Genomic DNA, 17250 nt, shown 5'->3' on the forward strand with positions numbered 1-17250 from the left:
CGAGCTCAGCACCCCGCGCTTGACGAGCTCGGTGACCAGGTCGTCGGCGGAGGTCGTCGAGGGGTTCAGCCCGATCCGCGCCGCGACGGCGCGCCGGTCGGGCGAGCCTCCCCCGTCGGTGTCCAGCTCGGCGAGGAACCGCTCGAACGGCCGGTCGGCGGCGTCGACGACCTCGCCCGGCACCCAGTCGAGGATGTCGGCGGGGTGCAGCGAGCGGGAGTACGACGACCGGTCGGGCACCAGGAACGCCAGCGGCCGGTCCAGCAGCAGGTAGTCGACCCAGACGCTGGAGTAGTCGGTGACCAGCCCCGACGACGCGCCGAGCAGGCCGTAGAGCGTCACCCCGGCCCGCACCAGGTCGTCCTCGTCCACGGTGATCGCGCCCGGCCAGCGCCGCCGGTCGGAGTCCATGGGGTGCGGCTTGACGACCAGCTGGATCCCCCGCTCGCCCAGGCCCGCGAGCAGCCGCTCGAGCAGTACGCCGAGCTCGGCCTGGCCGTCCGGGTCGGCTGCCGCGCCACCGCGCACCCGCACGGCGCCCACGGCGCGGGCCTGCCGGAACGTCGGCATCCACACCACGAAGTCGCCGGTGATGCCCAGCCGGGCGAGCCGGTCGGCCCCGGGCGGGCGCCAGAACTGGTCGGTGCGCGGGTTGCCGGTCACCAGCACCCGCTCGCGCGGCACCCCGAACGCCTCGCCCTGCCAGTGGGAGAACAGCGGCGTGCTGCCGACCAGGTAGGTGCTCGCGATCAGCGCCCCGACGTCGCGGCCCGGCCGGATGTCCTTGGGCCCGTCGCCGTGCCAGAGGTTGACCACCGGCTTGCGTGCGCACGGCCGCGGGCTGCCGTACAGCCCGTGGGTGAACAGCACCGCCTCGGCGCGCAGGTAGGCCCACAGCCCGCGCAGGCTGGCCTTGGGCACCAGCACCAGCCCGTGGGCGGCGGCCAGCTCGGCGACCTCGGCCGGCAGCGGCCCGCTGTCGCGCAGCCAGACCACGCGGCCGCGGTAGCGGCGTACGAGCGCCCGCGCGACCTCGAGCCCGTTGCCCTCGGTCTCGGGGTAGACCGCGAGCACCACCGAGTCGGTGGTGGGGACCACGCGCGACAGCACCCGCAGGACCAGGCGCAGGCTGCCGAGCACGACGGCGAGGGCGAGGTTCCTCATACGGTCTCCAGCTCGGGGGTGGGCACCTCGTCGGCGAAGCGCGCGAGGGTCGAGGTCACGACCCAGCCGAGCACCCCGCCCACCGCGTGGCCGATCCCCCACGCCGCCGCGACCCACACGGTGCCGCGCTCGGCGAGCGCCACCGCGAGCACGAGCATCACCGTGGTGCTCACCAGCTGCACGAGGATCATCGCGGCGAGGTTGCTCGCCAGCCGCAGCCGCAGCGCCCCCCAGTAGTTGAACGCGGCCCCCATGGCCGCGAGCGCCAGCACCCGCAGCGTCGCGGTGCCGGAGTCGGCGTAGTGGGCCCCGAAGATCTGCAGGAAGTACGGCGCCGCCACGACCATCGCCAGGCAGCCGGCACCCGAGACCGCGAGCAGCGTCAGCCCCGACTTGCCGACCAGCCGGTGCCGGCCGGCCGTGGCCCGCTCGCACTCGGCGTAGCAGGAGTTGGCGACCGCGAGGATCACCGCGTGCAGCAGCGTGACGACCTGGAAGCTGATGAAGTACGCGCCACCCGCCTCGGCGCCCTGGGCGTTGATGACGATCAGCGGGAACACCAGCAACGGCGCCACGGTGAGCACGTAGGTGACGTAGCCGGCGGCGGCGAACCGTCGGGTGGCGAGCAGCTCCGGTGACGGGCGCAGCGAGGCCCGGCCGGGTAGGTGCCGCAGGATCACCCAGACGCTCGCGGCCGCGCAGCACGCGATCGCGCCGCCGACCGACCCGTACAGGCCGAGGGCGCCGGCCCCGGCGAGCAGGAACGGCAGCACGCACTTGAGCAGGCTCATCAGGAGGCCGTTGAGGCGCAGGTAGGACCAGACCCGGTTGAGCCCCAGGAACGCGCTGTCGGAGAGCACGTTGAGCGCGGTCGCGGCGACGAGCACGCAGAAGACCCCGATCCCGACCGGCGAGTCGAGGACGGTCGCGAGCCGCGGCGAGGTCCAGGGCAGGAGCAGCGCGTAGCCCAGGGCGAACGCGGCGCCGGCGGTGAGGACGACGAGCCCGGAGGTGACGACGTCGGCGGCCTGGCGGGTGCTCTGCGGCAGGGTGCGCAGCAGAGCGATGTTCAAGCCCAGCTGGGCGAACAGCCCGAGGGTGTCCCCGGCGGCGACGAGCGAGCCGGCGAGCCCGACCTCGGCCGGGTGCGCCAGCCGGGCGGCGATCACCCAGAAGATCGCGCCACCGGCCGCCATCAGCACCGTGGTGGCCAGCATCAGCGCGGAGTTGGTCAGCAGCTGGTCGCCGCGCGCGGCGTGCCAGCGCCGGGCCAGCGCCCGCACCGGCGCGCTCGTGGAGGCGCTCATCGGTAGATCCGTGCGTCCGGGCCGCTGTAGACCAGGTCCATCGACCGGCCGAGGTCGTGCAGCGGGTAGGTGTAGGTCAGCAGGTCGCCGGTGTAGAAGATCGTCGAGGTGCCCCGCTCGACGATCTGGCTGTCGACGAAGACGTAGGCGTCCTTCGACAGCAGCGTCGGGTAGAGCCGGTCGGCGATCGGGGCGCGGTTGTCGCTCATCGCGAGCAGCCGGACGTTGACGTTGCGGTTGGCGATGATGCGTTCGTTCGTGGGGTCGGCGTGGTCGACCGAGCCGAGCCAGGTGATCGCCTGCATCTCGGCGTCGGAGACGAAGAACCGGTCGTAGTAGACCCCGGAGCTCGCCAGCGCCAGCCGCTGCTGCTGGCCGCCGAACGCGACCGACAGCACCCCGGCCAGCACGAGGAACACCGCGATCGGTACGCCGGCCGCGAGCCCGGCCGCCAGCCTCGGCAGCCGGGCGCGGAACGGCCGCAGCGCGACCGCCAGGCCCATCGCGAGCACCGGCGCGACGACCAGCAGCGTCTGCTGGAAGGCGCGCAGCACGCCGTAGTCGACCGAGAGGTTCGGCACCAGCACGATCAGCCCGAGCGCGGCCACCGCACCGAGCGAGAGGTAGGTGAGCTCGCGCGAGAGGCCCTCGCTGCCCCGCAACCGGCGGCGCAGCAGCCAGATCACCCCGAGCAGCAGGAAGCCCTGCATCAGCACGGCCGAGCCGAACCGGAACGCGTTGGCGACGGGGTCGGCGCCGTCGCCGTGCAGGGCCGGTGACAGCTCGGCGGGTCCGGGCCGGGTGACCACCCGGTCGGCGCGCGGGATCTCGGCGTCGCGGTAGTCGAGGGTCTCGTCGACGAACATGTCCATCCGCTCGCGCGGGCTGGTCTGGTCGCCGGAGAAGATCCAGTACGACGTGTCCGAGGAGCCCGGGCCGCTGACGCCCTGGCCGGTCAGCGAGTCGATGGTCTCGCGGACCACGTCGCTGGCGTGGCCGCCGGTGTGCGTGATCGGGCCCGCCCACGCGAGCGTGATCGCGACGAGCGCGGCGACCACGAGCGGGTGCAGCAGCATCGCCGGGCCGCTGGGTGCCCCGGCCGCCGGTTCCGTATCACGGTCGCCGCGGCGGCGGCGGACGAGCCCGGCGACGCGCATCGCCACCAGGCCGAACACCAGCGCCATCAGCAGCACGTAGGTCGTGGAGTAGTGGGAGAGGATCACGCCCACGCCGAGCAGCACCACGAGGAGCCGCCCGCCGAGCCGGGTGCGGCCGGGCTCGGTGGCCGCGAGCAGCGCGAGCGCGAGGAAGAAGAACGCGATCTCCTGGCGCACGAGGTAGGGCATGTCGGTGCCGAACGTCGGGAACGCCATCGCCAGCACCGCGCCGGTGAGCGCGATCTCGCGGCGCACGAAGCGGCGGCCGAGCAGGTACGTCAGCGCGGGCACCGTGGCGAACACCAGCTGCAGCAGCACCGTGAACACGATCCGGCCCGAGATGCCGGTCGTCTGCACGAGCACCGTCGGCAGGATGTTCACGCTCAGGCAGGCGTTGTAGGCGCTCGGCAGGTCGCTCATCTGCCAGTTCTGGCCGTCGTTGGTGAGCCGGAACGCCAGGAACTCCGCCTGGATGTCGTGGCCGGTGATGCTCCAGCCGCGCAGCGAGGTCGCGAGCAGCAGGGCCGCCGCGACCAGGACGAGGGTGCGTACGTCGCGTCCGAGCGGTCCGCCCCTCGTCAGGACGGCGAGCAGCGCGACCCCGGCGAGCAGCACGGCGACCAGTGCGACCTGGCCTCCGGCGTCGTTGTTGAGCCGGATCGCTCCGAGCACGGCTGCGACCAGCGCGAGCACCGCGAGCGCCTGGGCGAGCTCCAGCCGCGCGTCGACCGCCGCGCGGACCGCGCGCCGCAGTGCCCGGTCGGGCAGCAGCGGGACCGACCGGCGCCACACCAGCAGCACCGCGTCGAGCACCAGCCACGCGATGGCCAGCGGCGCCGGCGCCAGCGGGCGGTCCACGCCGACGGCCGGCAGCACGGTGTCGAGGAGCAGCCCGCCGAGGATGAGCGCGAGCACGCTGAGCCCGAGCGCGTAGAGCGCGCGCGTCGCCTCGGTGTCCGCGGTGAGCCGGGCACGCCGGTGCAGCACGAGGGCCGGGAGGCCGACGAACGTGACCAGTGCGACCACCGGGCGCACGACCGGCACGTCGACGTCGAGTCCGACGAGGGCCTGCGCCGCGACGAGCGCGAGCAGCGCCAGGACGAGGCCACCCCAGTGGGGGCGCGCCAGCCGGGTCGTCGGCTCCGCGGCGTGGGCGGGCCCTGCGTCGGCAGGGTCCGGGCTCGCGTCGGAGCGGGTCAGCACCGAGGTGACGGAGGTGATCGAGAGCGTCACGAGGCCACCTCGCGGGCCGGGGTCGTCGTCTCGACCAGTCCCCAGCGCGACAGCGGCAGGTCGGTGGCCTCCGGCCACCGGACCTGCACGGACTCGTGGATCGCGAGCATCGCCTCGAGCAGCTCCCGCGGCGAGGCGAAGTCGGCCGGCTCCAGGGGAGGGTGCAGTCGGATGAACGCGCCGCGGTCGTCCTCCTCCGACGTCATCACGACGACCGGCGCGCCGGCGTCGGTGGCGAGCCGGGCCGCCCCGAAGGAGCCCAGGACGTCGCGGCCGACGAAGCGCAGCGGCGTACGTCCCGGCACGTCGGAGGCGATCGCGACCACCTCGCCGGCACGGAGCAGGTCGAGCATCCCGTCGCTGCCGACCGCGGCGCTGACCGGCCGGCCACCGCCGATGCAGGCCAGCGCGACGTGCTGCTGGAGCCAGAGCGGGGCGTCGGGCTCGAGCATGTAGGGGTAGACGACCATCTGGCAGCGCACCCCGTGCCGCGCGAACGACGGGAACGCGCCGTCGTAGTGGCCGTGGTGCATGAAGTTCAGCAGCACGCCGTGCCCGCGGTCGCGGGCACCGCTCAGGTGCTCGATGCCCTCGACGCGCAGCCGCGTGATCAGCCGCGGGTGCCAGCGCAGCTCGGCCCGGCGGACCTGGTAGCGGACGTAGGCGCGGGCGGCCCGCTCGAGGTCGGCGTCGAGGTCGGCGTCGGGCCGGGTGTGCTCGAGCAGGAATCGCATCTGGGCCCGGGCGTCCTCCCGGACGCTCGCGCGCGACCACGCCAGCCGGGTGCGCAGGGCGACCACCAGCGGCAGCAACACGGGCGGCGTCATCTTGCGCGCGAGGGCCACCGCGCGGGCCATCGTGGCGATCATCGGGCCGCCTCCTCGATCACGCTGATCGTGGCCTCGACCTGGCGGCGCCAGTCCCAGCGCGACGGGCCGGGCCGGTAGTCGCCGCCGAGCACCGCCCCGAGCGCCTCGGCGAGGGCGTCCGGGTCGCCGGGCGGGACCAGCAGCCCGTCCTCCCCGTCGCGGACGACGAACGGGATGCCGCCGACGGCCGAGCCGACCACCGGGCAGCCGCACGCGGTCGCCTCGGCCAGGGCCATGCCGAACGACTCGGCCTCGGTCAGCGAGGGCAGGACGGTGACGCCGGCTCGGCGGTAGTACGCCGGCAGCCGGTCGTGCTCGACCCGGCCGCGCCAGTCGACCAGGTCGGCGACGCCACGCTCGGCGGCCTGCTTCTGCAGGCTCTCGACGTCGTCGCCGTCGCCGACCACCTCGAGGCGGACGCCGGGCACCAGGGCGCGCAGCCGCGGCAGCGCGTCGACGAGCACCTGCAGGCCCTTCCAGCGCGAGGTGCGCTCGACCCGCCCGACGTAGAGCACCCGCGGCTCGCGGACGGCCCCCGGGCCGGGCGGGCAGAACAGCTCGGTGTCGACGCCCGGCGGCACCAGGTGGGCGCGGCCGGTGGCGTGGGCCAGCGAGACCGGGGAGACCGCGATCAGCGCCCGGCAGCGCGCGAAGACCCGAGGCAGCAGGTGCCGCTCGTAGGCGCGCAGCAGCGGGTCGACCGGGTGGCCGCCCTTGACCAGCGAGCCGGCGTGGTAGGTCAGCACGACCGGCGCCGGGGAGCGGTACGCCGCCAGGTCGGCCAGCCCCGGCACGGGCGCGTGGGCGTTGACGACGTCGACGTCGAGCCGACGCAGCACCCGGCGTACCTGCCACCACCACCGCGGGTTGACCGGGGTGTTGGAGAGCGTGAGCCAGGAGCGCAGCCGGATCACCGGGATGCCGTGGTGCCGCTCGCGGCCCGCGCGCCGGCCGGTGGTGACCACGGTGACGTCGTGCCCGGCCGCGTGCAGCGATCGGGCCACCCAGGCGGCGTACTCCTCGACGCCGCCGGGGTCCGGGGGGAAGCGGGGGCTGAGCACCGCGATCCGAGTGACGACCCCCGTCACGACGCGGCCCCGGGGCAGTGGGCGCCGAGGCGCTGGTCGAGCCCGGGCAGCCGCACGGAGACGTCGTACGCGCGGCCGGCGGGGCCGCCGAACCGGGTCACCTCGGCGGTGCGGCCGGGCGCGACCTCGACCGTCCCGGACCGGCGGACGCCACCGACGAGCACGGTGTAGGCGAGCCGTCGGTCCTCATGGAGGTGGCTGCGGACCTCGAAGGTGACCTTCGCGACGCCGCCGGAGGTGCGGCACACGGCGGGCGGACCGTCGGCCGGTCGGGCGAAGTACAGCTCCACGTAGGGCTCGTCGCGATGGCTCGCCGAGAGCGCGACCTGGTGGCGGAACCCGGGGAACGCGAGCGCGGCGAGCGCCACCAGGGTCAGGGCGAGCGTGGTCACCGGCAGCACGCGCTGGTGCCAGCGCGCGGCCCGATCCTCGGTCGTTCCCGGTGCTGCGTTGCCGGTGCCCGTCACCTGTCCTCGCGTCCCTCGTCGCCGTCTGCTGGCTGCGCCCGAGCGCGCTGACCCGCCCCCTCGCCGGCCGGGGTGTTCAACGCAGGGGTGGACAGCGGGTTACGGCGAGGGGCCGGGCGGCATACTTCGGCGCGTGACGACCGGGCCGCGGGTGCTGCACGTCGCCCACCAGGTGCTCCCGCACGTCGGTGGGCTCGAGACCGTGGTCGCCGCCGAGACCCGCGGGCTCGCCGAGCGCGGCTGGCACGCGACCGTGGTCGCCAGCGCCGCCGCGGGCGCCGCGCCCGGTCGGCGTACGGAGTCGGGCGTGGAGGTCGTGCGGGTCCGGGCCTGGAACGGCCTCGAGCAGCGCTTCGGGGTGCCGTTCCCGGTGTTCTCGCCGCGGCTGGTCGCGGCGCTGGCGCGGGAGGTGCGGCGTGCCGACGTGGTGCACGTCCACGACGTGCTCTACGTGTCCAGCTGGGTGGCCGCGCTGTGGTGCCGGGTCCTGCGCACGCCGTACGTCGTGCATCGCCACGTCGGGTTCGTGCACCACTCCTCGGCGCTGGTGCGGCTGGTGCAGTGGGTGGTGCTGGCCACCTGCGGCCGGCTGGTGCTGTCGGGGGCGCGGGTGGTGCTCCCCATCGACGAGCACATCGCCGCCACGCTGCCCGACCGGCTGCACGAGGGGGCCAAGGTCGAGGTCCTCGGCAACGGCGTGGACACCGACGTGTTCCGGCCCGCGGCCGAGCCGGAGCCGCGGTCCCGGCCGCGGGTGCTGTTCGTGGGCCGGTTCGTGCCCAAGAAGGGGTTCGACGTGGTCGCGGCTGCGGCGGGCGACGACTACGACCTGGTGTTCGCCGGGGGCGACCGACCGCCCGGCGTGGACGACCCGCGGCTGGAGTTCCTGGGCTCGGTGCCGGCCGCTGAGATGCCGGCGGTCTACCGCTCCGCCGACGCGATGGTGATCGCCTCGGTCGGCGAGTGCCCGTTGACCGTGCTGGAGGCGATGAGCAGCGGGCTGCCGGTGCTGCTGCGCGAGGACCCGGCGCTGCACTCGCCGTGGACCTCCGGGCCGGGCGTGCGGTTCGTGGACATGGCCGACGGCACGGCCGGCGCTGGGCTGGCAGCGGCCCTGCGGGAGCTGGTCGCCGACCCCGAGGCGATGCGCCGGATGGGCGCGGCGGGCCGCGCGCACGTGCGGCACGCGTTCTCGTGGACCGCGCACGTCGACCGGTTGGAGGCGACGTACCGGCGAGTGCTGGGCGAACGGGTCTGAAACAGGTTGCTACCGATCCGTAACCAGGGCCGGGTTGCTGCGTTGGGCCGTCCGTAACGTCTCGGGCACCCGAGCAGGGGGTCTCCCAAGCATGTCCTTGGCCACGCGGTATCGCATCGCGGCCATCGTCCCCTGCCACAACGAGGAAGCCGCCGTCGCGAAGGTCGTCGCCGACCTGCAGGCCGCGGTGCCGGGGATCGCGGTCTACGTCTACGACAACTGCAGCACCGACGCGACCGTCGAGCGGGCGGTCGACGCGGGCGCGATCGTCTGCTCGGAGCCGCTCAAGGGCAAGGGCAACGTGGTGCGCCGCGCGTTCGCCGACATCGACGCCGACGTCTACCTGCTCATCGACGGCGACGACACCTACGACGCCGCGGCCGCACCCGCGATGATCGAGCGGCTGGTCGCCGACAACCTCGACCAGGTGGTCGGGGTACGCCGCGGCTCGGCGTACCGCTCCGGCCACGAGACCGGCAACAAGGCGCTCAACCTGATCGTCGCCCGCATCTTCGGCGACTCGATGGGCGACATGCTCTCCGGCTACCGGGTGTTCTCGCGGCGCTTCGTGAAGAGCTTCCCGGCGGTCTCGCGCGAGTTCGAGATCGAGACCGAGCTCACCGTGCACTCGCTCGCGCTGCGCATCCCGTCGGCGGCCGTGCCGGTCGGGTTCCGCGACCGCGCCGAGGGCTCGGAGTCCAAGCTGCGCACCTACCGCGACGGCTGGCGGATCCTCAACGTGATCCTCACGCTCACCCGGCACGAGCGGCCGATCTACTTCTTCGGGCTGCTCGCCTCGCTCCTCGCCCTGGTCTCCGGCGTGCTCGCCTACCCGGTCGCGGCGGACTACCTCCACACCGGCATGGTGCCCCGGATGCCGACGCTGTTCGTCGCGTCGTTCCTCGTGGTCATCGCCTGCATGTGCCTGACGATGGGCCTGATCCTCGACGGCATCCGCAAGTCGCGCCACGAGGCCAGCCGGCTCTCCTACATGCGCCACCCCGCCGTGCGCGGCACCTACGTCCGCGACCCCGAGCGTCGCCCGGAGCACCAGCGCGAGCCCGCGGTCCCCGCGCCCCGAGGACCCCGCTGATAGCTTGCCGAGATGACTGAGGCCGGCGCCTGGACCTACGTCGTGACCGACATCGAGGTCGACGGCCCTCGGCCCGGCGCGAACTCGATGCGGTCGTTCGCCTCGGTGGCGACGTCGACGGACGGACGGACCTTGGGAGAGTTCGAAGCTGTGCTCGAGCCGCTGCCGGGGGCGGCACCGGACCCGAGGACGAGGGCGTGGTTCGACTCCGAGCCAGGTGCATGGGAGGCGGCCACAGCCGACCCCGATCCCGTCGCTGACGTCATGGCTCACTATGTCGACTGGATCCGGTCGTTGCCCGGGCCACGGGCCTTCGCCGCAGCACCGCTCTCCTTCGACGGCACCTGGATGGACTACTACCTGCGTCGGTTCACGACCTACGTCCTCCACCAGGGCCCGTACGAGGAGGACCGCCTCTTCGACGGTCCCGCCTTGTGCCTGCGTTCGTACACCGCCGCTCTGACCGGCCGAGCTCCGGCGGACCTTCCGGCGAATCAGCTGCCCGGGCACTGGCTGGGCGACGTCGAGCACACCCACCAGGCCATCGACGACGCGCGTGGCTTCGCCCACCTCCTCCGGTTCCTGCATCGCAGCGCCGGCGCTCCGGTGATCCCACTCGAGCTCTGATCCACTGCGGCCGGCCCTGACGCGAGCCTTGCGACCAACGACGTCGCATTGAGCAGCCACGCAGGTCGGGCGTCGGTGGTGGCGATGGCGGTCAGCGAGGTGACGTGGTCACCGTTCGCTGTGGTTGCGCAGGCGTGGTCACCGTCGGCGCTCGGCTTGCGGTGGCCTGTGGTGGTCCTGCTGTGGTCACCGTCGAAGGCGAGAGGGTCGGGTGGCGGGTCGTCCTGCGCCGGCCTGGCGCACGGTGGTTGAGGAAGGCGCGCTGGCGCCTGTCTCGAAACCACCGCCTCCGGTCACGCTCACCGGCCCCGGGCATGGGTGTGGCCCCGCCGGCCGTGGCCGGCGGGGTCGGGTGCTCAGGTATGTCGTGTGTAGGTGCGGCCGTGGGGGCTGGTCCAGGTGAACAGCCGATGCCCGACCCGTTCGAGGCGCCAACCGCCCCGGGTCTTCAGGCGATGGTGGAATCTGCAGGCCGGCACGAGATTGCACGAGCAGGTCGGACCGCCCTCGGCCCAAGGGATCACATGATCGACGTCGCAGGACCGCGATGGTCTCGTGCAGCCCGGGAACACGCACGTCGGATGGGTGAGCAGGACCTGCTCGCGCAGCCGGGGTGAGGGCGTGTAGCCGGGCACCTCGAGGTGCTCGCCCAGGTCGACGACGGGGCGGAGGCTGACGGGGCCGGTCGCCGACGCGCACCAGCCCTCGACCTGGCCCACGAGCACGTGGCTGCGGGTGTTCTCCACACCGGCCAACGCGCTCTCCGAGAGGTGTGTGTAAACGACCAGCTGCCGCGGCTTCCGGGCCGGCTTCACCGGCGCGGTGCCGCCCTCCATGGGGAGGGTGAGGTCGCCGCGGGCCAGGGCCCCGGCGGCCATCGCCCGGCGCACGTTCAGCGTCGCGGCGCAGCCGAGGTCGGCGAGCTCCTGTGCGCCGACCGTGAGGGCGTGGTCGAGGTCGAGGGCGTCGGCGAGGTCCAGCTCGCCGCGCACGGTGGTGGTGCCCTCCAGGGAGGGGTTGTGGGTGTCGACGTCGAAGAACCGACCCTCCGCCGCCAACAGCCGGCGGTGCTCGGCCTCGACCGGGTCGAACGTCGCCCGGGCGGCCTCCACGGTCCGCTCCAGCTGCGCCCAGGTGAGCCGGTGCGCCACCGGGGCGAGATGCCGGTCGACATGGTCGGCACCGTCGGCGGGCAGGGACATGGTGCTGCGGGCGATCTTGCGGGCCCGCCACACCGCCACCTCGCCAGCCAGCACGCGAGCCCACAGCCGCGGGAGCCGGTGGCGGACCTCGACCGCATCCCCGAGATAGTCCCGGCCCGCGTCGGTGGTCACCCCGATAGCGAGGGCGAAGTCCGCGACACAGAACTCCGCGACCAGGGGTGCGCCGGGGCCGGCGATCGCGAGCTCGCCTTCGGTGCCGTCGACGGTGGCGGCGTCGTCGAGGTCGTCGACCGGGTGCGCGGCCGCCCAGTCGGCAGCGAGCCGGAACTTCGCGATCTCCTGCCGGTCCAGCTCGGCCTGCGTCGACTCCAGGGCAGCCAGCAGCCCGCCGGGACCATCGAGGTCCGGGTGCGTGAGCGGGAGGGCTGCCATGGATCCATCCCAGCACTGCCCACCGACAGTCGAGGGCCCAGAACCCCTTGTTCCACAGGCTTCTAGGACATCCGAAAGTTAAGATCTTCCGAGCCCTTAGCCGGTCGATCCCTGGGACGTGTCGGTAGCCGGAATCCCGGGACGACGACGGTGACCACAAGCACGTCCACCACAGGCGATCTCGTGCCGAGAGGCCGGCGGTGACCACCTCGCGCTCAACCCCAGCGGACGGCGACCACGTCCCCCGTCAAAGCAACCCCGACCCGCGACCACCCGCAGGCCGGAGGACAGCCGGTGGTGGTCTCGCCGGCGCGAGTGACGCGTCAGGGGGCCTTGCTGGAAGCGCCCATGCGGATCGCCTTGGACATCACCCCGTTGTACGTGCGCCCCAGCTCCAGCGCCTTCTCCAGCGCCGTCTTGGCCGGATCACGCAGGACGGCCAACTCCTCGGTCGTCCAGCGTTGGTGGCGATTCACTGCCTGGGCGACCGTCTGACTCATCGCGGCCATGTTGTACTCCCGACCCAATGCCTGGAACTCCCGGTAGACGCGCTCCGAGGCCGCCGCCGCAGACTCGGCGAGAGCGGGCGCTGCGTCCTTCAACGCGTGGGTCGAGCCACGGCCGCGAAGGGCGACCGCAGCGGCGGCAGCTGCCCCGAGCCCGAGGGCGAGCGTGAGCCACTGGGTCTTCCCGCTGTCGTCATCGTCCATGCTCGCCACCGTAGTGCGCTGGTGCGGGCTGCCGCCTCGCCGCATCTGCCACTGGCCACGGGGCCACCGGCCAGGAGCTCGACCACCGGCACCCCGATAGATTCATCGCGTGCTTCCCGAAGACGCCCCCGGGTCCCTCTGGCCAGGTCTCGCCGACGAGTCGCACTCGCGGTGGTACGTCGAACGGTTCCGGCAGATGGCCGCCCACGGTCAGGACCTGCAGGGTGAAGCGCGTCTCGTCGACACGCTCGCGCCGCGCGGGGCCCGGCTGCTCGACGCCGGGTGTGGCCCGGGACGGCACGGGGGCTACCTCGCCGCCCAGGGGCACGAGGTCGTCGGCGTCGATGTCGATCCCCTGCTGATCGAGGCCGCGCGCGAGGACCACCCCGACGCGACGTGGCTCGTCGCGGACCTGTCCCGCCTGGACCTCGCCGCGCTCGGCGAGGACGAGCCGTTCGACGGCGCGATGCTGGTCGGCAACGTCATGGACTTCGTGCCGCCCGAGCACCGACCGGCGGTGATCGCGCGGATCGCCGCGCACCTGCGCCCTGACGGGTTCCTGGTCGTGGGCTCGCGGACCGCCCGCGAGTACACCCCCGAGGACCTCGACGCCGCGCTGCCGGATGCCGGGCTCGTGCTCGAGCACCGGTTCTCGACGTTCGACCTGCGACCGTGGCAGCCCGGCGCCGCCTTCTGCGTGAGCATCCTGCGGCGGCAGGGCTGAGCCCTACGCCGACAGCACCTCGAGGTCCTGGCGGAGCACGACGTCCATCGAGTGCTCCGCGAGCGCGGCGATCGTCATCGACGGGTTGCACGCCGCGCACGAGCCCGCGATCCGCGAGCCGTCCATGACGTAGAGGCCGCGTTGGCCGAGCACCCGGCCGGCGTCGTCGACGGCGGTGCCGAACGGCATGCCGCCGACCGCGTGGAACGTGGTGTCGTCGAGCAGGTTCGAGTCCACGTTGAGGTGGAAGGGCGTGTCGCTGGTGATCCGCTCGACGGCCGCGTCGAGCACCGGTTTGGTGTCCAGCTCCTTGGTGCGGTCCCAGACCGGGAACGCGTCGTCGCGCAGGGCGTCGTACTGCCAGCGCCCGGTCTCGGTGGTGACCATGAACCCGGCGATCGTGTACGTGTTGGGGTCCACCGACAGGGGCAGCGGGCCCGTGGTCATCGTCAAGGCCCGCGCCGGGTCCGACCAGTCGCGGGCGCCCATCGCCACGGGTCCGGCCTGGTAGGCGCCGGGGCTGTCCTGGCTGGTGACCGCGGCGTAGACGCGCTCGCCGTTGGTGCCCCACCCGGTGCCGACGCCGTCGGGCAGGTCGGGGATCAGGCCCTTCTCGCGGGCCTTGACCATCAGCCGGGTCGTGCCGGGCGAGCCGGCGCCGAGGAACAGCGCGCGGGTGGTGATCCGCTTGCGCTCCAGCACCTGGCCGCCGGTGGAGATCCGCTCGCACTCGACCAGCCACTCCCCCGCGGGCGTGCGGGAGATGTCCGCGACGCGGTGCAGCGGCGCGACGTCCACGTTGCCGGTGGCGACCGCCTGGGCGAGGTAGGTGACGTCGACCGACCAGCGGCCGCCGTTGTTGCAGCCGAAGACCATGTCGCCGGTGATGTACGACGGCGGCAGCTCGCCACGCAGCTCGCGGCGTACGACGTCCCAGTCGGTCGGCGAGTCGATCCGGAACGTCTCGAACCCGGCCTCGCGGCCGCGCTGCTGGAAGATCCGCGGCGCCGCGTAGCGGGGGTCGGCCAGGATGTCGTCGGGGATCGGCGAGACGTGCAGGTCGCGCGCCACCCGGCGGTAGTGGTCGCGATCGAGCAGGTCGTAGTCGATCGAGCTCGACACCGTCAGTGCGAACGACTCCTGCTGCGGCTGCACGGTCATGCCGTGGTAGCTGATCGACCCGCCGCCCACGGCGGCCACGCACATCACGTCGATGCCGACGCCGTGCACCCGCTCGATCAGGCCCGTGTAGGGGATGAACGCGTCGGGGTTCGTCGGCGGCACCGGCATGGTGGGTACGGCGGAGAGCCACGACGACCGGTGGTCGTTGTTCGTCAGCGTGGGGAAGGTGTCGGAGCCCGGGCCGGTGGGCCAGCGCATGCCGCGCTCGAGCACCAGCGTCTTGATGCCCGCCCGGCCGAGCCGCCGGGCGGTGACCCCGCCGCCGAACCCGGAGCCGATCACCACCGCCTGCCGGCGCTCCTCGGTGAGCGGCACGGAGAACACCCCCGCCCGGGCGGGGCTCGCCACCCCGACCGCGGCGGCGCCGGCGGCCGCTCCCAGGAATCCTCGCCTCGACAGTCCACCCATGCGCGCGACCTCCCGGTCGTCTCGGCCCGATCCTCGACGCCGCGACCCTAGTGGGGCGCTTCCGCGGCGCGCGATGTGATCTGGGTCTCAAAGCCTTCGAACCCCTCAGGTCCCCGTCGGACCGGCCGAATGGCCCCACCAGGCGAGAGCCCGGTGACGGGCAAGGGGTGGCTGTCCTCGCGATCGGCGAACGAAGAGGACACAACCATGAGCATCATCGGCATCCAGGGCATCGCGGCCGACCTGGGGACGTCGACGGCCGCGGCGGACTCCAGCGCGCACCGCGCCTATCGAGCGGCCGTGAAGGACCTGTCCGAGGCGAGGAAGAAGCTCACCGAGGACGCCGCCACCAAGGCGGAGACCGAGATCCTCGAGGCGGACCGGATGGCCCTCCAGATGGCCCAGGCCGCGCTGGCCGACGCTGCCGCGGCACTCGCGCGGGAGACCGAGCGGATGCGGGTCGCGCAGGCCGCGGAGACGCAGGAGGCCACGAAGAAGACCACGAGGGAGACCGCGGTGGAGGCCGCGAACCGGACTCGGACCCGGACCAACGCCGTCGACTTCTACGCCTGACGGGCGGCCGCGTCAGCCTCGAATCACCGAGGCTCAGTCCTGAGGCTCCAGCACCTGGCGGTGCAGCACCGCGCCGGCGAGGTCGCGCAGGCTGACGGTCATCGCGCCCGCGTCGTCGACGGCGACGTGACCGAAGAACTGGTTGCCGTGGCGCGGCGACTGGTTCGGGGTGTCGGCGTACTTGCTGAACACGACCTCCGGCCCGAAGGTCGCATCGAGGTCGTTGGGGCCGAACGTGCCCGCGGCGATCGGTCCCGTCACGAACTCCCAGAACGGGTCGAAGTCGGTGAACGCCGCCCGGGACGGGTCGTAGTGGTGGGCGGCGCAGTAGTGCACGTCGGCGGTCAGCCAGACGACGTTGCGCACCCGGTCGCGCTTGAAGGCGGAGAGCACCGCGGCGAGCTCCAGCTCCTTGCCGAGCGGCGCCCCGGGGTCGCGGTTGGAGAGGCTCTCCTGGTTGACCGGACCGTCGGGGACCACGAGACCGAGCGGCAGGTCGGCCGCGATCACCTTCCACGTGGCGCGCGAGCGGCGTACCTCCCGGATCAGCCAGTCCACCTGCTCCTGCCCGAGGAGGTGGGTCTCCTCGGTCTCGGTGCCCGGTGTGTTGGGGTCCTTGTAGGTGCGCATGTCGAGGCAGAACACGTCGACGTGGCGGCCGCGCTCGACCTTGCGGTAGATCCGGCCGCGGCGCTGCGGGTCCGCGATCGGGAGGTACTCCCGCCAGGCCTGGCGGGCGCGGGCGGCGAGCACGTCGACGCGGCGCTCGGTGTAGCGCTCGTCGGTCAGGACCTGCCCGGGATACCAGTTGTTGTGGGTCTCGTGGTCGTCCCACTGCCCGATGATCGGGACCTCCGCGGCGAACGCGCGGTAGTTGGCGTCGAGCCGGGTGTAGCGGTGCCGGCCGCGGAACTCGTCGAGGTCCTCGGCGACCTTGCCGACCCCCTCGGCCACCAGGTTGCGCCACACCTGGCCGTCGGGCTCGGTGACGCTCTCCGGGATGGGCCCGTCGGAGTAGACGGTGTCACCGGAGTGCAGGAAGAAGTCCGGGCGCGTCTGGTGCATGGCGCGGTAGCCGACCAGCCCGCCCAGGTCGGGGTTGATGCCCCAGCCCTGGCCGCAGCTGTCGCCGGTCCAGACGAAGCTGGTCGCCCCGCCGCGGGTCGCGGCGGTGGTGAACGACGCGACCTGGGTCTCACCGGTGCGACCGTGCTCGTCCTCGAACGAGAGGCGTACGTCGTACTCCCGTCCCGGCGCGAGCCCGTCCAGCGGGAGCTGCGCGGTGAAGTCGGTGCCGGGGGTGGCCCACGGGCCGCGGATCCGGCGGCGGCCGCGGCCGCTGGCGATCTCGGCGACCAGCCGGCCCACCCCCGAGGAGCGCGCCCACAGCACCGCGCTGCGAGACGTCACGTCGCCGGTGGCCACGCCGTACGGCAGCTGGAGCCGCGGCGAGACCAGGCCGGCCGCGGCACGCACCGGGGCGGCGGCGCGGACCGGGCTGGTGGCACCGGAGACCGCGAGAGCCCCGGCACCGAGCGCGCCGGCGCGGAGGAGGGAACGACGGGGGACGGGCTGCCCGAGATCAGTCATGGGCCCCACGCTGGCGCGACGGAGCGGCGCGCGGGTGGCCGACGGATGACCGTCAGGGCACCGCCGGGTGACCGGTCGGATGCTCAGCGGCCGGTGGCGGCACGCGGATGCCGGCGTCGGCGACGTCGGGGCCCGTCCTACCAGAGCGGGCCGTCGTTGATGAACGCCACCATCTCGCGGACCAGCTCGTAGTCGCCGGCCTCCA

At 73.5% G+C, this 17250-nt stretch carries 15 protein-coding genes; 5 read left to right on the plus strand and 10 right to left on the minus strand.

Annotation, left to right across the window (positions count from 1 at the left end; translation table 11 throughout):
- From VGD85_RS19385 to VGD85_RS19410, 6 genes are all read right to left on the minus strand, one after another.
- The coding region (locus tag VGD85_RS19385; RefSeq protein WP_331065071.1) for a CDP-glycerol glycerophosphotransferase family protein at window positions 1-1164 on the minus strand (1164 nt) is incomplete at its 3' end.
- On the minus strand, window positions 1161-2471 hold the full coding sequence (locus VGD85_RS19390) for a hypothetical protein (RefSeq protein WP_331065072.1): 1311 nt from the start codon (window positions 2469-2471) through the stop codon (window positions 1161-1163). The genes VGD85_RS19390 and VGD85_RS19385, both read right to left, overlap by 4 nt.
- Window positions 2468-4861 (minus strand): hypothetical protein, encoded by a 2394-nt coding sequence (locus tag VGD85_RS19395; RefSeq protein ID WP_331065073.1) that lies wholly within the window; start codon window positions 4859-4861, stop codon window positions 2468-2470. The genes VGD85_RS19390 and VGD85_RS19395 overlap by 4 nt, the downstream gene beginning before the upstream one ends.
- The gene (locus VGD85_RS19400; protein ID WP_331065074.1) at window positions 4858-5730 is read right to left on the minus strand and encodes a hypothetical protein; all 873 of its coding nucleotides are present in this window, start codon (window positions 5728-5730) and stop codon (window positions 4858-4860) included. Before VGD85_RS19400 ends, VGD85_RS19395 begins: the two co-directional genes overlap by 4 nt.
- Window positions 5727-6818 (minus strand): glycosyltransferase family 4 protein, encoded by a 1092-nt coding sequence (locus VGD85_RS19405; protein ID WP_331065075.1) that lies wholly within the window; start codon window positions 6816-6818, stop codon window positions 5727-5729. The genes VGD85_RS19400 and VGD85_RS19405 overlap by 4 nt, the downstream gene beginning before the upstream one ends.
- Window positions 6815-7285, minus strand: a complete 471-nt coding sequence (locus VGD85_RS19410; RefSeq protein WP_331065076.1) for a hypothetical protein — start codon at window positions 7283-7285, stop codon at window positions 6815-6817. The genes VGD85_RS19405 and VGD85_RS19410 overlap by 4 nt, the downstream gene beginning before the upstream one ends.
- Window positions 7286-7418: 133 nt before the next feature.
- Here VGD85_RS19410 and VGD85_RS19415 point away from each other — a divergent pair, with 133 nt between their 5' ends.
- The 3 genes from VGD85_RS19415 to VGD85_RS19425 all read left to right on the plus strand — a co-directional run bounded on the left by VGD85_RS19415 (window position 7419) and on the right by VGD85_RS19425 (window position 10263).
- Window positions 7419-8543 (plus strand): glycosyltransferase family 4 protein, encoded by a 1125-nt coding sequence (locus tag VGD85_RS19415; protein ID WP_331065077.1) that lies wholly within the window; start codon window positions 7419-7421, stop codon window positions 8541-8543.
- A gap of 91 nt (window positions 8544-8634) precedes the next feature.
- On the plus strand, window positions 8635-9636 hold the full coding sequence (locus VGD85_RS19420) for a glycosyltransferase family 2 protein (protein WP_331065078.1): 1002 nt from the start codon (window positions 8635-8637) through the stop codon (window positions 9634-9636).
- A 264-nt stretch (window positions 9637-9900) separates the two neighbouring features.
- Window positions 9901-10263 (plus strand): hypothetical protein, encoded by a 363-nt coding sequence (locus VGD85_RS19425; protein WP_331065079.1) that lies wholly within the window; start codon window positions 9901-9903, stop codon window positions 10261-10263.
- Window positions 10264-10619: 356 nt separating this feature from the next.
- Here VGD85_RS19425 and VGD85_RS19430 read toward each other — a convergent pair whose 3' ends face one another.
- Complete coding sequence (locus VGD85_RS19430) at window positions 10620-11858, minus strand: HNH endonuclease signature motif containing protein (RefSeq protein ID WP_331065080.1); 1239 nt, start codon at window positions 11856-11858, stop codon at window positions 10620-10622.
- A gap of 323 nt (window positions 11859-12181) precedes the next feature.
- Window positions 12182-12568 (minus strand): hypothetical protein, encoded by a 387-nt coding sequence (locus VGD85_RS19435; protein WP_331065081.1) that lies wholly within the window; start codon window positions 12566-12568, stop codon window positions 12182-12184.
- 109 nt (window positions 12569-12677) lie between these two features.
- On the opposite strand from VGD85_RS19435, the gene VGD85_RS19440 reads away from it, so the two are divergent.
- Window positions 12678-13292, plus strand: coding sequence for a class I SAM-dependent methyltransferase (locus tag VGD85_RS19440; RefSeq protein WP_331065082.1), 615 nt, complete (start codon window positions 12678-12680; stop codon window positions 13290-13292).
- A 3-nt stretch (window positions 13293-13295) separates the two neighbouring features.
- Here the strand turns inward: VGD85_RS19440 and VGD85_RS19445 are convergent, their stop codons facing one another.
- The gene (locus tag VGD85_RS19445; protein WP_331065083.1) at window positions 13296-14882 is read right to left on the minus strand and encodes a GMC oxidoreductase; all 1587 of its coding nucleotides are present in this window, start codon (window positions 14880-14882) and stop codon (window positions 13296-13298) included.
- Window positions 14883-15089: 207 nt separating this feature from the next.
- Between VGD85_RS19445 and VGD85_RS19450 the strand changes: the two genes are divergently transcribed.
- The gene (locus tag VGD85_RS19450) at window positions 15090-15455 is read left to right on the plus strand and encodes a hypothetical protein (protein WP_331065084.1); all 366 of its coding nucleotides are present in this window, start codon (window positions 15090-15092) and stop codon (window positions 15453-15455) included.
- Window positions 15456-15488: 33 nt separating this feature from the next.
- Here the strand turns inward: VGD85_RS19450 and VGD85_RS19455 are convergent, their stop codons facing one another.
- Window positions 15489-17045, minus strand: a complete 1557-nt coding sequence (locus VGD85_RS19455) for an alkaline phosphatase D family protein (protein WP_331065085.1) — start codon at window positions 17043-17045, stop codon at window positions 15489-15491.
- Window positions 17046-17250: the final 205 nt, after the last annotated feature.

Origin of the sequence: Nocardioides sp. (assembly GCF_036401255.1) — a bacterium.
Lineage (GTDB): Bacteria > Actinomycetota > Actinomycetes > Propionibacteriales > Nocardioidaceae > Nocardioides.

Bases quoted from the DNA above. Each gene is read 5' to 3' on its own strand.
- VGD85_RS19435 (WP_331065081.1), bottom strand. From the start codon at position 12,568: ATGGACGATGACGACAGCGGGAAGACCCAGTGGCTCACGCTCGCCCTC.
- VGD85_RS19400 (WP_331065074.1), bottom strand. From the start codon at position 5,730: ATGATCGCCACGATGGCCCGCGCGGTGGCCCTCGCGCGCAAGATGACG.
- VGD85_RS19420 (WP_331065078.1), top strand. From the start codon at position 8,635: ATGTCCTTGGCCACGCGGTATCGCATCGCGGCCATCGTCCCCTGCCAC.
- VGD85_RS19445 (WP_331065083.1), bottom strand. From the start codon at position 14,882: ATGGGTGGACTGTCGAGGCGAGGATTCCTGGGAGCGGCCGCCGGCGCC.
- VGD85_RS19430 (WP_331065080.1), bottom strand. From the start codon at position 11,858: ATGGCAGCCCTCCCGCTCACGCACCCGGACCTCGATGGTCCCGGCGGG.
- VGD85_RS19390 (WP_331065072.1), bottom strand. From the start codon at position 2,471: ATGAGCGCCTCCACGAGCGCGCCGGTGCGGGCGCTGGCCCGGCGCTGG.
- VGD85_RS19455 (WP_331065085.1), bottom strand. From the start codon at position 17,045: ATGACTGATCTCGGGCAGCCCGTCCCCCGTCGTTCCCTCCTCCGCGCC.
- VGD85_RS19425 (WP_331065079.1), top strand. From the start codon at position 9,901: ATGGCTCACTATGTCGACTGGATCCGGTCGTTGCCCGGGCCACGGGCC.
- VGD85_RS19450 (WP_331065084.1), top strand. From the start codon at position 15,090: ATGAGCATCATCGGCATCCAGGGCATCGCGGCCGACCTGGGGACGTCG.